Annotated in this window: 17 protein-coding genes and 1 pseudogene; 9 read left to right on the top strand and 9 right to left on the bottom strand. The window is 72.0% G+C overall.

The window, feature by feature from the left end; all coding sequences use genetic code 11:
- Window positions 1-71 precede the first annotated feature (71 nt).
- A complete protein-coding gene (locus C6376_RS26760; RefSeq protein ID WP_107445775.1) occupies window positions 72-698 on the bottom strand; it encodes a DsbA family protein in 627 nt (208 codons plus the stop codon).
- Between the two features lie 368 nt (window positions 699-1,066).
- Between C6376_RS26760 and C6376_RS26755 the strand changes: the two genes are divergently transcribed.
- Window positions 1,067-2,413, top strand: a complete 1,347-nt coding sequence (locus tag C6376_RS26755; RefSeq protein WP_107445774.1) for an endonuclease/exonuclease/phosphatase family protein — start codon at window positions 1,067-1,069, stop codon at window positions 2,411-2,413.
- Between the two features lie 118 nt (window positions 2,414-2,531).
- On the opposite strand, the pseudogene C6376_RS26750 reads toward C6376_RS26755, so the two are convergent.
- Window positions 2,532-2,771 (bottom strand): annotated as a pseudogene (locus tag C6376_RS26750) (helix-turn-helix transcriptional regulator); the annotation flags it as partial.
- A 373-nt stretch (window positions 2,772-3,144) separates the two neighbouring features.
- Here C6376_RS26750 and C6376_RS26745 point away from each other — a divergent pair.
- The 4 genes from C6376_RS26745 to C6376_RS26730 all read left to right on the top strand — a co-directional run bounded on the left by C6376_RS26745 (window position 3,145) and on the right by C6376_RS26730 (window position 7,097).
- Window positions 3,145-4,863, top strand: a complete 1,719-nt coding sequence (locus C6376_RS26745) for a SpoIIE family protein phosphatase (RefSeq protein WP_107445773.1) — start codon at window positions 3,145-3,147, stop codon at window positions 4,861-4,863.
- 167 nt (window positions 4,864-5,030) lie between these two features.
- Complete coding sequence (locus tag C6376_RS26740; protein WP_107445772.1) at window positions 5,031-5,945, top strand: GNAT family N-acetyltransferase; 915 nt, start codon at window positions 5,031-5,033, stop codon at window positions 5,943-5,945.
- 122 nt (window positions 5,946-6,067) lie between these two features.
- On the top strand, window positions 6,068-6,490 hold the full coding sequence (locus C6376_RS26735) for an ATP-binding protein (protein WP_107445771.1): 423 nt from the start codon (window positions 6,068-6,070) through the stop codon (window positions 6,488-6,490).
- A 157-nt stretch (window positions 6,491-6,647) separates the two neighbouring features.
- Window positions 6,648-7,097: an ATP-binding protein gene (locus C6376_RS26730; RefSeq protein WP_107445770.1), complete on the top strand. Its 450-nt coding sequence runs from the start codon at window positions 6,648-6,650 to the stop codon at window positions 7,095-7,097.
- Window positions 7,098-7,660: 563 nt separating this feature from the next.
- On the opposite strand, the gene C6376_RS26725 is transcribed toward C6376_RS26730, so the two are convergent.
- Both C6376_RS26725 and C6376_RS26720 read right to left on the bottom strand, forming a co-directional pair.
- Window positions 7,661-8,506: an RNA polymerase sigma factor SigF gene (locus C6376_RS26725; RefSeq protein WP_107445769.1), complete on the bottom strand. Its 846-nt coding sequence runs from the start codon at window positions 8,504-8,506 to the stop codon at window positions 7,661-7,663.
- 192 nt (window positions 8,507-8,698) lie between these two features.
- Window positions 8,699-9,922, bottom strand: coding sequence for a phosphatidylserine/phosphatidylglycerophosphate/cardiolipin synthase family protein (locus C6376_RS26720; RefSeq protein WP_107445768.1), 1,224 nt, complete (start codon window positions 9,920-9,922; stop codon window positions 8,699-8,701).
- Window positions 9,923-10,190: 268 nt separating this feature from the next.
- On the opposite strand from C6376_RS26720, the gene C6376_RS26715 reads away from it, so the two are divergent.
- The 3 genes from C6376_RS26715 to C6376_RS26700 all read left to right on the top strand — a co-directional run bounded on the left by C6376_RS26715 (window position 10,191) and on the right by C6376_RS26700 (window position 12,491).
- Window positions 10,191-10,946 carry a hypothetical protein gene (locus tag C6376_RS26715; protein WP_254076057.1) on the top strand — a complete coding sequence of 252 codons (756 nt, stop codon included), beginning with the start codon at window positions 10,191-10,193 and terminating at the stop codon, window positions 10,944-10,946.
- A 394-nt stretch (window positions 10,947-11,340) separates the two neighbouring features.
- Entirely contained in the window at window positions 11,341-11,739 is a 399-nt protein-coding gene (locus tag C6376_RS26705; protein ID WP_173985737.1) for a DUF6153 family protein, read from the top strand.
- A gap of 89 nt (window positions 11,740-11,828) precedes the next feature.
- Window positions 11,829-12,491 carry a DUF305 domain-containing protein gene (locus C6376_RS26700; protein ID WP_107445767.1) on the top strand — a complete coding sequence of 221 codons (663 nt, stop codon included), beginning with the start codon at window positions 11,829-11,831 and terminating at the stop codon, window positions 12,489-12,491.
- 53 nt (window positions 12,492-12,544) lie between these two features.
- Here the strand turns inward: C6376_RS26700 and C6376_RS26695 are convergent, their stop codons facing one another.
- Both C6376_RS26695 and C6376_RS26690 read right to left on the bottom strand, forming a co-directional pair.
- Complete coding sequence (locus tag C6376_RS26695; protein WP_107445766.1) at window positions 12,545-12,979, bottom strand: DUF2267 domain-containing protein; 435 nt, start codon at window positions 12,977-12,979, stop codon at window positions 12,545-12,547.
- Between the two features lie 102 nt (window positions 12,980-13,081).
- Complete coding sequence (locus C6376_RS26690) at window positions 13,082-13,516, bottom strand: Hsp20/alpha crystallin family protein (RefSeq protein ID WP_107445765.1); 435 nt, start codon at window positions 13,514-13,516, stop codon at window positions 13,082-13,084.
- Window positions 13,517-13,648: 132 nt separating this feature from the next.
- On the opposite strand from C6376_RS26690, the gene C6376_RS26685 reads away from it, so the two are divergent.
- A complete protein-coding gene (locus C6376_RS26685; protein ID WP_107445764.1) occupies window positions 13,649-14,332 on the top strand; it encodes a type III effector protein in 684 nt (227 codons plus the stop codon).
- 157 nt (window positions 14,333-14,489) lie between these two features.
- Here C6376_RS26685 and C6376_RS26680 read toward each other — a convergent pair whose 3' ends face one another.
- The 3 genes from C6376_RS26680 to C6376_RS26670 form a co-directional block, all read right to left on the bottom strand.
- The gene (locus tag C6376_RS26680; protein WP_107445763.1) at window positions 14,490-15,161 is read right to left on the bottom strand and encodes a hypothetical protein; all 672 of its coding nucleotides are present in this window, start codon (window positions 15,159-15,161) and stop codon (window positions 14,490-14,492) included.
- 211 nt (window positions 15,162-15,372) lie between these two features.
- Window positions 15,373-15,666, bottom strand: coding sequence for a putative quinol monooxygenase (locus tag C6376_RS26675; RefSeq protein ID WP_107445762.1), 294 nt, complete (start codon window positions 15,664-15,666; stop codon window positions 15,373-15,375).
- 176 nt (window positions 15,667-15,842) lie between these two features.
- Window positions 15,843-16,805: a carbohydrate kinase gene (locus C6376_RS26670; RefSeq protein ID WP_107445761.1), complete on the bottom strand. Its 963-nt coding sequence runs from the start codon at window positions 16,803-16,805 to the stop codon at window positions 15,843-15,845.
- Window positions 16,806-16,960 lie beyond the last annotated feature (155 nt).

The raw sequence follows: 16,960 nt of genomic DNA, 5'->3' as shown, positions 1-16,960 counted from the left end.
GGGACGGGGCAGTCGTCGGGGAAGGGGAAGGGACGGCCGTCGAGGACGGGAGGACGGTCGAGGAGGGACGGTCAGGAGGGGCGGGCGGCGGAGAACGCCGCGAGGCGTCGCTCCACGTCGTCGGCGGTGGCTCGGCCTCGGGCCAGCGCGGTCGTGCGCTCCCCGTCGACGGCGAGGAGAGTGGGGAAGCCGTCGACGCCCAGCCCGGCGGCGCGTACGAAGTCCGTTTCGGCCGCCGTCCGCGTCCCGGGCGCTTCGAAGGCGGCGGCGGCATCCGCCGCATTCAGGCCTGCCTGCTCGGCGACCATGCGGTAGGTCTCCGGCTCGGAGAGGCTGAGGCCGTCGACGTAGAAGGCGTGCTGCAGCGCCATGGCCAGTTCCGCCGCCCGCGTGGGAGCGGCCTGCCGCAGGGCGGCGAGCCCTCGGGCGGCGGCCTCGGAGTCCATCACGAACGAGCCGTCGGCGATCAGCTTCTCGTACGCCTCACCGAACACGACACCGGTCAGCTCGGCGATCGTGGCGTTGGCGCCCTGGACGTACCCGAACTCACGGATCGGTACCCGGCGCGAACCGGTGAACAGGCCTCCGGAGACCACCTCGACGGCGAGCTCCGGATGCCGGGAGGCCACCTCGCGGAGCGTCGGGGAAAAGCCGTGCGACCAACCGCAGTAGGCGTCGAAAACGTAGATCAGCTTCATCGAGGACCTCGACAGAAAGGTGTGGCGCCCGCCTGGTGCGAGCGGTTCACCCGATCAACAATACCTGACTCGTCAGATATTCCGGGGATCACACGAGCATCTCGCCCCACCCTTCCGCCACCCACCCGCCCACTGGCCGCCACCCAGGACCTCACCAGGAGCTTCGGGTCAAACGGCCGCCGAACATACGCCCGTCCGGACGCCTGTCGAGAGGTTCACCCGACCGCCACCATGCGGCAAGCCACAGCCCGCCCCATGGACCAGACCACGCGGTCAAGTTTTGATCTCCCTCGACAGAGGCGACGACAGAAGCGGGTTACCAGCGGTAAGTTCCCGCTGCCCCTCCCCACTCACAGGAGTTCCACTTCATGCGCCGTCTTCTCACCTGCCTCACGGCCGCGGCCATCACCTGCGGCGGATTCGCCGCGACCGCGACCCCCGCCGCCGCTGCGGATCCGGCATCCGGCTCCTTCAGCACCCTCACCTATAACGTCGCGGGCCTGCCGGCGATCATCTCCAGCGCCTCCACGCCCCGCGACACCAGCACCACGGCCATCGGACAGCGCATCGCGCCCTACGACATCGTGCACGTCGAGGAGGACTTCAACTACCACTCCTACCTCTACGCAGCCGACACCGCGCACGCCTACCGCACCCCCACCAGCGGCGGCGCCGGCATCGGCAGCGGCCTCAACACTCTCTCCAAACTCCCCTACGACACCGACGACTTCGAGCGGGTGCGCTGGAACTCCTGCCAGGTCGACTCCGGTGACTGCCTGACCCCGAAGGGCTTCACCTTCGTACGCGAACGGCTCGCCGAGGGCGTCTACGTCGACTTCTACAACCTGCACACCAACGCCGGGACCAACGACGGCGACCTCGCCTCACGCGCCGACAACCTCGCCCAGCTGACGGCCTTCATCAAGACCCACTCCGCCGGCAACGCCGTCGTCGTCATGGGCGACACCAACACCCGCTACACCCGATCCGGCGACACCATCGCCGAGTTCGCCGCCGAAAACGGACTCACCGACGCCTGGGTGAAACTGGTCCGCGGCGGCACCCCGCCCGCCAAGGGCAGCGACGCCCTGGTCTGCGACCAGAGCGGCCCCACCGTGCCCAACACCTGCGAGGTCGTCGACAAGGTCCTCTACCGCGGCAGCGGACTGGTCACGCTCAACGCCACGTCCTACAACAACGAGCACACCAAGTTCCTCACCGGCGACGGACTCATGCTGTCCGACCACGACCCCGTCGCCGTCGGCTTCTCCTGGTCGCGCAACCCGGACTTCCAGCTCAGCGACCAGTTCGGCGGACCGCACGGCGACTACTACAACGACATCGACGCCGTACCGGCCGGCGCGAGCCCCGTCAGCCTCTCGCTGCGCAGCGGCTCCCGCGTCGACGGCGTCGCTCTCACCCTCGCGGGCGGCAAGGTGCTCGCCCACGGCGGCACTGGCGGCACGGTGTCGACCCTGACTCTGGGCAGCGGTGAGTACGTCACCTCCGCCCAGCTGTGCCAGGGCCGGAAGGACGGTCTCACGCGCGTCTTCTCCGCCAAGTTCATCACCAACCTCGGCCGCAGCCTGTCCGGCGGTACCACCACGTCCGACTGCGTGACGCGCACCGCGCCGTCGGGATGGCAGCTCGCCGGGTTCCACGGCCGCGCCGGGGGCGAGATCGACAAGCTCGGCTTCATCTACACCAAGCGCTGACCCGCTCCTGCGCACCGGACACGCGGCGGCGGCCTCAGGGCCGTCGCCGCCTGCCGTCTCGGCGGCCTCGGGGCCGTCGCCGCGCGCCACCCCGGCCCCGGCCCCGGAGCGGACCGGCTCACTGCCGGTGCTGGTGCGCCTGCCGGAAAGCGCCGGGCGTGACGCCGGTGTGGCGGGTGAAGAACTTGCCGAAGTCGGTGGGTTCGGGGAAGCCGAGGCGGCGGGCGATCCTCGCCACCGGTTCGTCGGTGTGGGCGAGCAGGCGTTGCGCCTCCAGCGCGACGCGGCCGTCGATGACCTGTTTGACGGGCTGTCCGGTGGCTGCGGTGCAGGCACGGGTGAGGGTCTTGACGGTGTAGCACCAGCGTCCGGGCCGTCCGCCCGGGCAGCCGCCCGCGCCGCATCGCCGCACTCCCCGCCGACGGCCTGCCCAACGGCTTCGCCCTCACCCAGCGAGGCGGCATGCTCTACGTGACCGACTCGGTGCACGGCGGCATCCGCCGCGTGCCCGCACGCGGCGTCCAGGCCACCGTCCGGGCCGCCGGCGAGGCACTCGAGCCCAGCACCCAGCCGGCCCTGGGAACGCTCCCGGCGTTCCCTGGGCCGGTGACGCGTCCCTGTGCGACGGGGAGAGCCGCTCCGCGCGGCGGCTTCGTTTCGAGCTGCCGGGGCAGTCGGGAATCGGATGCCGTCGAGCGGGCGTGCCGGCAGTGAGCTGAGGAGATCTGGGCATGGCAGCAGAACCGGAGCAGGAGGAGAGCCGCGCGAGGGGGCCCCTGGCCGCGCCTGCCACCGCGCCGGCCGGGGGACTCGACGCCATCGGGACCGGTGCCTACGTCGTCGACGAGCAGGGCCGCATCCTCGCCGTCAACGCACTCACCGAGGAGCTGCTGAAGCGGCCCGCCGCGGATCTGGTCGGCCACGACGCGCACGACCTGCTGCACCGGGACGCCCACGGCCAACCCCTGCCGCGAAGCCAGTGCAACATGCGCCAGGCGTTCCACGCCGGTCGCACCGAGCAGGCCCCGGAGGACTACTTCGCACGCGGGGACGGCTCCCTGCTGGCCATCTCGTGGCTGATAACCCCGTACGACTTCGCAGGCCACGAGAACACCACGCTCGTCCTCTTCCACGCCCCTCATCCCGGGGAGGCCGCCCGGCCCGAGCAGGCGCCCACGCTGCTGCCGGAGATCGAACGCCTCGCGCTGCTGGCCGCGACGACCACGCAGCTGACGTCCACCCTCGACGTCGAGGAGGCACTGCGCCGGCTGGTTTCCCTGGTGCTGCCGCGGCTGGCGGACTGGGCCGTCGTCGACCTCATCACCGAGCGCGACGAGGTGTGGCGCACCGTCGTCGTTGAGGCGGACGGCGGTGAGCTGGTGCGCCACGAGGAACTCCAGGGACCGATGCCACCGGTCCCCGAGGAGTCCCCGATGCCCCTGTCCCGGGCGCTGCGCGGGGTCGCAGCGACGCTGGCCGGCCCGCAGACCTACCAGGAGCCGCCGGATTCCGGCATCGCAGTCGAGCAGCGCCGTCTATTCGAGGCCACCGGCGTGCACTCCGTGGCCATCGCACCCATCCGCAGCACACGCGCGGTCCTCGGAGCGCTGACCCTGGGCCGCGCCAAGCAGCCCGGGGAATTCCACACCACGGATCTCCCACTGCTCGAGGACATCGCCCGCCGTACCGGCCTCGCCCTGGACAACGCGCGCCTCTACCAGCGCCAGCGCAAGGTCGCCGAGACCATGCAGAACCACCTGCTGCCCCAGATGCCGCGCGTGCCGGGCCTGCAGATGACGGTCCGCTACCTGCCCGCGCCCGACGCCTCGCAGGTGGGGGGCGACTGGTACGACGCCTTCTCCCTCTCCGACGGCGCCACCGCGCTGGCCGTCGGCGACGTCGTCGGTCACGACCTGGAGGCGGCGGCGGGCATGGCGCAGGTGCGCAACATGCTCCGCGCCTACGCGTGGGCTCTGCACGAGCCCCCCAGCCAGATCGTGGCCCGACTCGACGAGGCGGTCATGCACATCACCGACGTCGCGATGGCCACCCTGATCCTCGCCCGGGTCGAAGCTGCCGACGACGGTCACTGGCGACTGACCTGGACCAACGCCGGCCACCCGCCACCTCTGTTGATCAGCCACGACGGCCTGGCCGCATACCTCACGGGTGGACACGGCATCCTCCTGGGCACCGGCGTCAGCAGGCCCCGTGCCGATGCCGGCGCCCTGCTGCCGCCCGGGTCCACCCTGCTCCTCTACACCGACGGCCTGATCGAGGAACCCGGCCACACCCTCGACGAGGGCCTGCACCGGTTGCGCCGGCACGCCGCCGCCCTCGCCCACCGCCCTCTGGCCTCCTTCACCGACCTGCTGCTCCGCCGGGTCCGCCCCGCCGCGAACGACGACGACGTGGCCCTCCTCGCCCTGCGGGCCCCCACCCGGACATGACACGCCTCCGGCCGGGCGACCGCAGACGGGGTCGTGATGACGCGACCGCCGTCGCGCAGCAACGCAGGGCGCACCGGACGCTGCGGCGAGGGGCGCGCACGTTCCTTGCCGGGCGCCACTCCCGGGGCGGCAACTCGCCTTTGTGAGCGTGCCGTTAGTGTGCTCACGTGACAGCATTCACCCTCCTTGACGACAGCGCGCAATGGCAGTCCGACTTCGAGCGGCGGCGACACGCCTCGTACACGGCGTCCGGTCTCGGAGCCGCCGCGGCGGACCGCATGCTGGCGGACGCCGGCGCCGATGCCGGTGACTGGACCGTCGCCGGGATCACTGACGCCGGGATCCGGGTGGGGCACGTCGCCGTGGTCGTGACCGACGCCGGCAACACGCGCGTGGGCCGTATCTGCGATCTCCACGTCGACACGCCTCATGTGGGCAGGGGGCACGAACGGGTTGCCCGGGAATGGGCCGAGGAGTGGTGCGCGCGGCGCGGCGCGAGCAGGGTGGAGGTGCGGCTCACCGAGCCCGCCGGCGACCTGTTCGGCGGTTACCGCCTCCGCGGCCAGCTCCGGGCGCGGCGCGTCGACTCCCCGCCGACACCGCTGGACGGCGTCACCGCACGGCCGATGACACCGGCCGAATATCCCGGGTGGCTCGACGCCGAGAAATCCGCCTACGTCTCCGACATCGTCCGCGCGGGAGCCCTGAGCCCCGAGGAGGCCGTGCACAAGTCGGACGGTGACTTCGCCGAGCTGGTTCCCGAGGGCCTGGCGACGCCCGGTCACGCCTTCCTGGTGCTCGAGGCAGCCGGAGAGCGGATCGGCACCGGCTGGCTGAGGCACGGACACCTGCCGGGCGTCACCTACGGCTACTCGCTGCACGTCCAGGAGCGGCACCGCGGCAAGGGGTTCGGGCGGGCCGCGATGGCGGCAGGCGAACAAGCCGCCTTCGCGGCCGGTGACGGCGCGCTGATGTTCACCGTGTGGGGCGGCAACGACGTGGCCATGAGCCTGTACACGAGCGCCGGTTACCGCGTCGTGGAGGAAAGCCGCTCGATCGGCGTTCCGCGTCCCACGGCCTGAGGCGCGGCAGCGCTCCCCCGCCCCGCATCGGTGGCGCATTCCCCTGCGGCGACCTTGGGTCCGGTATTTCTGGGCAGACGGGACACCGACGACGGCTCGTTCGGTTGGCGCAAGGAGGGACAGTGGCGAAGGACTCATCGCTGAGGGCTGTGGGGTGGGCGCGCTCGCTGCCGCTGAACAGCGGGGCGAAGGCCGCCCGGGACTGGACGCGGGCGCACCTGGAGACGCTGGCCTGGTCGAGGACCGCGCCCGACCTGGTGGATTCCGTGGTGCTGGCCGTTTCCGAGCTGGTCACCAACGCCCATGTGCACGCCCACAGCGCGGCGCAGCTGATCCTCACCTGGGACGAGGAATGCCTGCACGTGACCGTGCACGACTCCTCCCCCCGGCTTCCCGAGCCGCGCGACCCCGGCACGGCGGCTCCCGGGGGGCGCGGTCTGCTGCTGGTCGACGCTCTCGCCGACGACTGGCTCGCCTATCACTGCCCCCGCGGCAAGAAGGTCACCGCCTGCTTTCAGCCGCCGCCTCAGCCGGCTCCGCGGTGAACGGCGTGGCGTGAGGCCCGGCGGAAACCCGGGAACGGGCCGTCATGCGGCGCACGGGCCCACGGCGCCTCATGAACGGGAGGTCAGCGGGTATCCGCATCACACGACCGCAACGACCCCTGCCGAATCGACGAGGACGACCCCCGGGAAGAGTTCTATGGCCACCCCCCTTGAAGCTCGGGCATCGCACGCACGCAAGCCCTGGACGCCCCTGCTGTTCAGCGCCGCCTGGGACACGACTGGTGCGTCCATCGCCGACGCCCGCGCGGCGGTGCGCACACTGCTGGCCCGGGCCGGTCACCACCCCGACCAGCGGCCGAGCCAGGACGCCCAACTCGTCGTCAGCGAACTGGTCACGAACGCACTGCGCCACGCGCCGGGACCGGGCGGCCTGGCGCTGGAAGTGACATCGGACGCCGCCGTGCTGCGCGTCACCGTGAGCGACAGCTCTCCCCGCCCGCCCGAACTGCGCGCCCACGACGCCGGCCGGATCGGCGGACACGGCCTGCGTCTGGTGACCCGGCTGTGCGACCAGTTGCAGACCGTCGCCCTGGAAACCGGCAAACGCGTCGTCGCCCACCTACGTCTGTACGCACCCGCCCGCTAGAGCCTGTTTCGGAGTGGGTCAGCGGTGACCGACCCCCGGCCTTCCCGTTGGCTGCGTGGTGCGAGCCTGGGTGTGGCCGTCAGGTCGTCGACGTTGGTCAATGGGGTGTCCACACCGACGCGGTCCCGATGGTCGATGCCGGGTCTCAGTTGTCACCGGGGCATTGCAGGAGCCTGGGACTCGAGGCTTCCGGTGTAGAGCATGGTCTTCAGCGTCAGTGGCTTGCAGTTGTGGTAGGCCTTGATGTCCTTGCCGGCGGCGCGGGTCATTCCGCGGGACTCGTAGAAGCCGTAGGAGGACTTGTCGTCGGTGTACAGCAGGTAGTCGTTGCGGCCGTGCTCGCGCAGGTAGCCGCAGAAACGTCAGCGCGTGGGGCGGCATCGAGATCGACCGCGCCGCCCCCGCCACAGGCGAGCGCGCCAGCACCACCGCGCCTCCGACCGCACACCATCGCCGACGACATCCTCGTCTGGATCAGCAGCCGCCGGCCCGTTCCGAAACAGGCCCTGGCCGACCCACTGTTCTCCGTGGTCTGCCGAGTGTTCGCGGTGGCCCCCAGCGGTTCAGCGCTCGGTGAGCATGCCGTCCCGCAGCCGGGCGAGGGTGCGCGTCAGCAGTCGGGAGACGTGCATCTGGGAGACGCCGAGACGTTCGCCGACCTCGGACTGGGTGAGCTCCTCCACGAACCGCATGTGGATGATCTGCCGGTCCCGTTCGTCGAGTCCGGCGATCAGCGGGGCCAGAGTGTGGAAGTCCTCGACCAGCTCCAGCGCCCGGTCCTCGGCTCCGATGAAGTCCTGCAGCGCCGCTTCGCCGTCCTCGTTGCCGCTGACGGCGGCGTCCAGGGAGGAGGAGTGGTAGCCGTTGGCGGCGAGGCGGGCCTCGCGCACCTCGTCCTCCCCGAGGCTCATCAGCTCGGCGAGCTCCTTGGTGGTGGGCGTACGGCCGAGGCGGCTGCGCAGTTCCTCCGTGGCGCGGGCGAGCTGGACACGCGCCTCCTGCAGCCGGCGGGGCACATGCACGGCCCAGGTGGTGTCCCGGAAGAACCGCTTGATCTCCCCCACGATGTACGGCACCGCGAACGAGGTGAACTCGACCTCACGGGTCAGCTCGAACCGGTCGATCGCCTTGATCAGACCGATCATGCCGACCTGGACGATGTCCTCCATCTCCTCCGGCCCCCGACTGCGGAACCGGCCGGCCGCGAACCGCACCAGCGACATGTTCATCTCGATCAGCGTGTTCCGCGCGTACTGGTACTCCGACGTACCCTCCTCCAGCACCGCGAGCTGGTCGAAGAAGACCCGGGACAGCTCGCGAGCGTCCCTGGGCGCCACCTGCGAGGGGCAGGCGATGTGCGGCAGTTCGTGCGCCTGCCCGTCCGTCGCCGTCGCGCTCCTGAGCGTCATGACCTGTCCCTCCCGCATCGTCGAAGCCCCCCGCGGCACCGGCCGAACGCGGTCGGCGCCGTCCCGCGAATACCCCTTTATTCTGCCTCCATGCCTGCGCTCTCACGAAATGTGGGGTGCCCTCGGGGATCAGCGCCGTGAACCATCAGGGCACCCCGACGAGTGGCAGGCGGCAAGCGGCAGGCGGCTGTGTCACAGGAAACGGCGGATGGGCACGACGGCCGCCTCTCGCGCCCTCTGCAGCACGGAGCGCCGCTTCCACCGCCCCTCCCGGATCAGCGTGGCGGCCCGCACGTCGTCGTCGAAGTGGCTGTCGAGGGTGCCGGTGAAGCTCTCGTCCAGCACGGCGAGCATGATCTCCTCGTCGTGATCCAGGGAGCGGCGGTTGAAGTTGGTGGAGCCGACCAGGGCGGCGACGCCGTCCACGGTGATGACCTTCGCGTGCATCATCGTCGGCTGGTACTGGTAGATCTTCACCCCGCAGGCGGTGAGCGCCTGGTAGTGGTGCTGGCCGGCCAGCTGGCAGACCCGCTTGTCGGTGTGCGGTCCGGGCAGCAGGATCTCCACCTCGACGCCCCGCCGGGCGGTGGCGCAGAGCAGGTCGACGAAGTACTCGTCGGGTGCGAAGTAGGCGGTGGCCAGGCGGAAGCGGTGCTCCGCCGACTCCAGCACGACCCGGATCAGCGTCTGCATGTCCTGCCAGCCGAAGCTGGCCGAGCCGCGCACCACCTGAACCACCGCTTCGCCCTGTGGACGGTGCTGGACGAACCGGTCGCGCTCGTCGAAGAGTTCCTCGTGGCATTCGGCCCAGTTCTGCGCGAAGGCGGCGGCTATGCCGTCCACGGCCGGCCCGCGGACCTCGACGTGGGTGTCACGCCATTCGTGTTCGTTGCGGGCGTCCCCGCACCATTCCTCGGCGATGCCGACCCCGCCGGTGAAGGCCGTCTGCTCGTCGACGACGAGGACCTTGCGGTGGCACCGGTGATTCTGCTTCAGCGGTGACAGGAGCAACGGTCTGCGGAACCAGGCCACTTGTACGCCGGCCTGCTCCATCTCCGCCAGCAGTTCCTTCTCGATCAGTCTGCTTCCGAAGCCGTCCAGCAGCAGTCGTACCCGCACACCGGCGCGGGCCCGGTCGGCCAGTGCCCGCGCGAAGTCCCGGGCGATGTCCCCCTTCCAGTACACGAACGTCATCATGTCCACCGTGTGCTCGGCGGACCGGATGCCCGCCAGCATCGCCGGGAAGATCTCGTCACCGTTGCGCAGGGCGGTGAGCGCGTTGCCCTCGGTCGCCGCGACGCCGATCAGCCGCTCCAGTCGACGGCGTATACGTGCGGCGCGCTCCTGCGGCGTCCCCCGGGCGGGGATGCCGGCACGGGGGGCAGCGGACTCGGGCCGTTCCTGCGTACTGGTCATGGGTCATCACCTTGCCGGCGCTCATGGGAGACGGAAGCCGCACTGCCCGGACCGGCTCGGGACGCGGCGAGCAGCAGGTACCCCCAAGTGCCCGCGGCACCCGTCGGTCGGGGCGAGTCGTCCCTCACTGCTGCGGCGCGTGGCCGGACGCCGAAAGGGGTAGCCGGTCCCCGGGGTGTGTGGCCTGCGGAGGCGGGAGAACCGGCATGACGACGAGAAGAGGCCGCGCGAGGAGCGGGCGTCCGGCACGCGGGCAGCCGTCGAGCCGATGAGCCGTATCCTCCGCGGAACCGGCACCGGAACCGGAACCCGCACCGGAGCCCGAACCACGACCGGAACCGGGCGGAGTCGTCGGCTGTGCTTCGACGGCTGGATCGCGGGCCTGGGCACGTCCCGCGGAACGCGCCTCGTGCTGGGGCACTGGCCGCGGTCGCCGTTCGGGGCGTTCAGCGACGTCATGATGGAGCGTCCCGGCGGAGAACGGCTGCTGTTCGCCCCCACCCGGGAGACGGCGGACTTCGTCAGCGGGACCTATGTCTTCGACACCGTGTGCGTCGTCCCGGTCGACGTGAGCGTCGACGGTGACACCTGGACCGTCGCGGCCGGCCCGCTCCGGCTGCGCTTCACCACCGGCCGGCGGGGGCTCCTGGGTCTCCTGGGTCTCCTGCTGCGCGTCGTGCCCGGCCCGCTCGCCCGTCGTCCGGCGTGGGCCACGCTGACGGACGTCCCCGCCCGCGTGCTGCTGCCGGGCGTGCGCACCCGTGGCAGTGCCGGCGGGGTCCGCAGGGAGTGGTACGGAGCCCGTGACCTGCGGCCGGTCCGCACGGTGTCGGCGACGTTCGAGGGAAGCGACCTCGGTGTCGTCTCCCCGGTCGATCCGCCCGTGCGGTTCGGGTTCGGCTCGGTGCCGCGCGCTCCCGCCCTCACCCGGGTCACGACCACCGTGCGACTCGGCCCGGGGGAACCCGGCCCGTCGTGCGAGGGCCCCGGCGGACCGCGGCACGAGACCGACCCCCCGGGGTGAGTGCCCGGCGAGGGGCGGGCGGGGCTCGGGCGCGGTGCGGCGGCGGAACGCACAACCGGGAGCTGCACGACGTCGGCCTCGGTGGCACCCGCGCGCCGAGGACCTCCTGAGGCGCCCGGACCTGCGGGAGACCGAACGCTCCGAGAACGGCGCCCTGAACGTCCGCCGCGGGGGCGCCACCAAGGCACCGGCCGTCTCACGCATCCGTGCGCTGGTGGCCGCCCGAGCGCCCTGGCTGCGCATCCGCCGCGCGACCTGAGCCGCGCCGCGCATTCCGAGCGCCGCGCCGCGCGTCGTGAGCCGGCCCGGCGGTGAACGCTGACGGGCCGGCGACCGTACCCACGGCTGACACCGTCGACGAGTCCGCCGCAGCGTTTCACCTAGGATGATCCCGATGACGACCCCGAAGCAGCGCCTCGCGCCGACGCCTGTACGGCGGTGGTATGCGCTGCTGGTGTTCGGTCTGCTGGCGGGTCTCCTGGCCATGCACGCCCTGGCGCCCGGGGGCGCCGTCCGCGAGCATGCCGCGCCGCAGCACACGCGGGCCGTCGTGGTCAGCGCGCACGAGCACTGCACCGCAGACCACGGAGGGTGCGACGGGGGGCACCTTCATCACGCCGATCCCACCTGCGCGGCGGCTTCGGTGAGCGGTGCGCCGACTCTCGCCCCTCTCGTTCCCGACCCGGTGGCCGTGCCCGTGCGCACCGACGCCCCACGCTCGTGCGCGACCCGGGGCCCGGGCGAGGCACGCGCGCCGCCCTCTCTGGCGGAACTGCAACTCCTGCGGATCTAGACAGCACGCACCACGTCGCCGGCACGGCGAACCTCCGTGCCGCGGCATGTCCGGATCCACTTTTTCGCACGACCCACAGGAGTTTCAGCATGCGCAGCACTCGTACCCTGACCCGTCGCGTCGCCGTCTCGGCCGCCTCCGCGGTCGCCGCACTCGTCCTCGCCGCCTGCGGGGGCGACGGCGACAGCAGCGGCAGCGACAGCGGCTCCACGGCCGCTGCCGGCTCCGCGTCGGCGTCGGCGTCGGCCGGCGCCGCGGCCGGCGCGCACAACGCGCAGGACGTGTCCTTCGCGCAGGGCATGATCCCGCACCACCGGCAGGCCCTGGAGATGGCGCGACTGGCCACCGGCCGGGCGTCTTCCGCCCAGGTCGAGGCCCTCGCCGCGCGTGTCGAGAAGGCGCAGGAACCGGAGATCAGGACGATGAGCGGCTGGCTGACGTCCTGGGGTGAGGACGTCCCCACCTCCTCCGGCAGCATGGCGGAGTCCATGCCCGGCATGGATCACTCGGGCTCCGGGATGCCCGGCATGATGGCCGCCTCGGACATGGCCGCCCTCAAGAAGGCGTCCGGCAAGGACTTCGACGCCATGTTCCTCACGATGATGGTCGACCATCACAAGGGTGCCGTGGACATGGCCACCGCCGAGAAGAAGAAGGGCGCGTACGCGCCCGCGACGTCCCTGGCCGACGACATCGTCGCCGCGCAGACCGCCGAGATCACCGACATGAACAAACTTCTCGGCAACGGCTGACCGTGAAGGAGGGGAGGGGGCGGTTGCGGTACGCCCCCTCCCTTCCCCCCGGTTCAGGCCGCCCGGGTGAGTTCGGCGCGGCCGAACAACAGGGCGTAGCCCGACGGGAGCCGGGCGAGGACACGGCCGAGCAACTCCTCGCCGGCGAGCTGGGCCACGACCCGCAGGACGGTGCCGGCGTCCCAGCGGGTGGTGGCCGCCGTGCCGCCGGTACGGGACGCCAGGTCCTCGACGAAGCCCCAGCCGGTGAGGCGTTCGGCGTCGGGAATCCCGGATGTGAAGGCGGCGGCCGCCTCGTGGGGCAGCGCGGCCGCGAGCGCCACGCGCTCGTCGCCCGTGAGTTGACGCCCGAGCGCGGCCAGTACGGCGCACGCGGACTCCTCGGCCTGGGCGCGGGTCGGATACGCGCCTTCGTACCGCACTCTTTCCAGCATCTGCTCGAACGTCATGCCCGCGGTGGACCGGCATGACTCCTGCAGGGAGATCATCGGTGCCGCGGATGCCTTTCTCGTCTGGGGTGATCGGGGTGCTCGGGCATCGGTGGCCGTCGGCTCGCCCGCCGGCCACCGATGCCGCCCGGCAGCGGAGGCTCAGCCGCTGATCTGCGGGTGCGAGGAGCCGCGGCCGATGGCGACCTTGCGGGGCTTGGCGCGCTCGGCGATGGGGATGCGCAGGGTCAGCACACCCGAGTCGTAGTCCGCCTCGATGCGCTCGGTGTCGAGGGTGTCCGCCAGTACGAGCTGGCGGGAGAAGACTCCCAGGGGGCGCTCGCTGAGTTCCATCTGCACGTCGTCCGCCTTGGCGACGGGCCGTCGCTCGGCCTTGACGGTCAGCATGTTCCGCTCGACGTCGATGTCGATCGCGTCCGGGGAGACACCGGGCAGGTCGAGGGCGATCACGTACTCCTCGCCCTCACGGTAGGCGTCCATCGGCATCGCCGACGGGCGCGACCACGTTCCCGTGGTGTTCAGGAGCTGCTGGGTGAGCCGGTCGAGCTCGCGGAACGGGTCGGTGCGCATCAACATCGGGAAACACCTCCAGTGTTCGGGTCAGGCACTTGCTGCCAATGCGGGGTGACCTGCCACCGTTGTAACATGTCATCTAAACGATGACAAGCAAGATGTCGTCCATACGATGACGACATCCTCGGAGGCGGCATGACCGACGATCACCACCACCCGCACACCGTCACGCCCGCGTCCTTCCTCGCGGCCGCGGCCCTCGACACGATCAACGAGGCGCTGCGCACGGCCGGGGCGCCGCCCGGGGACGGGCCGTCCGCGTCCGCCCGGCCCAGCTCGGAACAGGCGCTCGCCGCACTCCTGTTGCTCCGCGAAGTGCGCGACCGGCTCGCCGGATGGGAACCGGGCCTGATCGAGGAGGCCCGGGAGGCGGGCGCCAGCTGGGCGGACCTCGCGCACCCCCTCGGCGTCTCCAGTCGCCAGGCCGCCGAACGCCGCTACCTGCGCGTTCGCCCCGGCAACCCCGGCTCGACGGGCGAGCAACGCGTCCAGGCGACCCGCGACCGCCGCGCCGCCGACCGCACCGTCACCGCCTGGGCGCGGGCCAACGCCGCCGATCTGCGCCGGCTCGCCGGGCAGATCACCGCGCTCGGCGACCTGCCCGCCGCCGCGGGCACCCCCCTCGTCGAGCTCGCCGCCGCCCTCGCATCGGACGACGCGGCCGCCCTCGTCGATCCGCTGACCGGCGCGCGCTCGTATCTGGCTCCGGACCACCCCGAACTCGCCGCGCGCGTCGACGACGTGGCCCGCCACGCCGACCGGCTGCGCCGCAGCAGCGGCGACCAGCGCCGGGGGACTCGCACACCGCCGGGGCCCTGAGCGGACGGGCCGACGACACGCTCGCGGGCCCGGTGCCGCGAGGAACTGCGCCGTGCCGTTGCCCCTCCGGCCTCTCGCCTCCGATACCTCACCTCCGGAGCCTCCGGAGCCTCCGGCATGGTCGACGTGGAGCCCGGCGACCTCCGCCGACCGGCTCTCAACTCCCGGGACGTGCGACGTGGGCGTGGGGCGGACGGGGCTTGAAGAGGACCAGCACCTCGACGTCGTGACCGCCGCCCGGTGCCTGGGCCAGTGTGGGCAGCGCCGTCATCAGCGCCGCGTGACCTTGGGCGACGCCCTTCTGGCACGGGCCCCGACCGGCCGCCTCGGCGAGGTCCATCGCGGTCGCGGCGAAGACGTCCCGGTTCCCGAACAGGAAGAAGGTGCCGGCGTGGGTGGCGTGCCGCACCCGGCCGCTGAAGTCGGCCCGCCTCACGCGTTCCGCCCACCGTGCGGCGTCCCTGGCGGTTCGGCTTTCGTCGGTGTCGGCGGTCAGGGGCGTGCCGCGCACCAACTTGCGCCGCAGCGCGGGCCACTTGGCGGCGCGCAGACCGAGCGTGTGATGGACCAGGACGAGGTCGACCGGCGTGCCGAAACCCTCGTCGGGCTGAGGGGAGTCGCGCAGCGGCAGGTGGACGATCGTGTGCCGGGAGCAGGCGGCGAAGGAGAACAGCCCCGAGAGCCGGCTCAGCCCTTCCTGGTCGCCGAACAGGGCGCCGATGGGCTCGGGTGCGCTCAGCGAGATGCGGCGCGAAGGCTCCCACGGCTGGACGACACGGTGCTCGTGCGGACCCGTGCGGAGCCTGAACTGCCGCAGCCTCAGCCGCATACGACGTACCTCATGGCCTCAGGATCGCGGCCCGCACCGCTTGTCGGCAACGGGGATTACCCACTACGCACGCGCCGATCCGCCGTCCTCGCCTCGCCACCGCGCACTCCGAGCGACGGTCGGTCCCGCCCGACGGCCCCTCGGTCCCCCGCCCGAAGGCCCGCCGATCCGCCGATCCGACGGTCCGCTCGCCGGTCCGCCGCCGGCGCCGTCAGGCCAACGGATCGAGGAAGGTCAGCACGGAGGCGGTCTCCTCGATCAGCGGAGTGAGCGCGGCGTTGAAGGGGCCGCCGTACGGGGCGTTCAGATGGGCCCGGAAGGCGTCCTCGTCCCGGTACACCTCGAAGATCCAGAAGGCGCGCGGCTCGGCCGCCTTGGTGTAGACGTCGAAGGCGATGTTGCCCTCTTCCTCGCGCACCGCGAGGGCGTAGTCGCCGATCAGGCGGGCGACCTCGTCCTGCGCTCCTTCGCGGGCGGTGAACTCGGCGAGCAGGGTCTTCTTCACGGTCTCGTGTCCTTGTCCCTCATGGGCGGTGCGGTGCGGCGGGCTGCATGCGCCGGCCGTTCCACGGCGTCGCGACGTGTGTCATCGATGACATCGGGTGGCCCGATGATGAGCGCGGCCCGCCCCGCACGTCAACGGCTCGGCATGGTCCGCGCCCGGCCGGTAGGCCGGAACGCTCAGGCTCCGCCGGTGGGCGAAAGCTCCGGCAACTGCTCCAGCCACGGCGGATTGGGGCCGGCGACCGAGCAGGTCAGGGCGGCGACCCGAGCGCCGAACCGGCAGGCTTCCGCGACCTCGTCGAGACCGACACCGGTCAGCCGGCCGCCGAGGAGTCCGCGGGCGCCGAGATGGTGCAGAAGTCCGGCGGTGAAGGAGTCCCCGGCGCCGACGGTGTCGACCACCGGGGTGGTCACCGCGGGCACCCGCAGCCGTTCACCGTCGAGTGAGGCCAGCGCGCCGTCGGCGCCGAGCGTGATCACCACGAGCCGCACCCCCGCGGCATGCCAGGTGTCGCAGGCCTGCTCCGGCCCGGCGCCCGGCATCAGCAGCTCCAGGTCGTCCTCGCTCAGCCGCAGGATGTCTGCGAGGGAGCACCAGTGCGGCAGCCGGGCGCGGTAGACCTCGGGGCGCACGAGCAACGGCCGGACGTTGGGATCGATGCTGATGGTGGCGTGTGGAGCCGCTGCCGCCAGGAACTCCTCCACGACCGCTCCGCCGGGTTCGCGGACCAGCGCCAGCGACCCGGTGTGCACACACGCCGCCCCGGACAGGTCCACCGCCGCAAGTTCGCCGGGCGTCCACTGCCAGTCGGCCGTGTTCTGCGCGTGGAACGAGTAGGCGGCCTGACCGGCGGCGTCCAGCTCCGCGACCGCCAGCGTGCTGGGCTCGGCGGCGGAGACGGCGTACGACAGATCCACGCCGGACTCCTCCAGACGGGCCCGGAACAGACGGCCGAACACGTCGCCGGACAGCCGCGCGAGGAAGCGGGCGGGGGTGCCGAGCCGGGCCAGCGCCACTGCCGTGTTCGCGGGTCCGCCGCCCGGCAGCACCCGCAGAGCGAGTTCGGGCGAGGCGTTGACCGGTTCCGCGAAGGCGTCTGCGACGCACTCTCCCAGAACGGTGATCTGACGCGGGCTCATGGGCTGCTCTCTCTCGGGAAAGGCGGGGAAAGGCTCGGAATCGACTCGGAGAACGGTACGGAAATCGGGTCGTGACGGCGGTGGGCGGCTCGGGCGGGCGGGAGGTAGGGGCGACCCGGCGTCACCGCGACCGAGCGACTGCGCGGAGACGGCGG

The organism is Streptomyces sp. P3 (assembly GCF_003032475.1).
Classification (GTDB): domain Bacteria; phylum Actinomycetota; class Actinomycetes; order Streptomycetales; family Streptomycetaceae; genus Streptomyces.
This window is presented reverse-complemented; position numbering and strand designations above follow the sequence as displayed.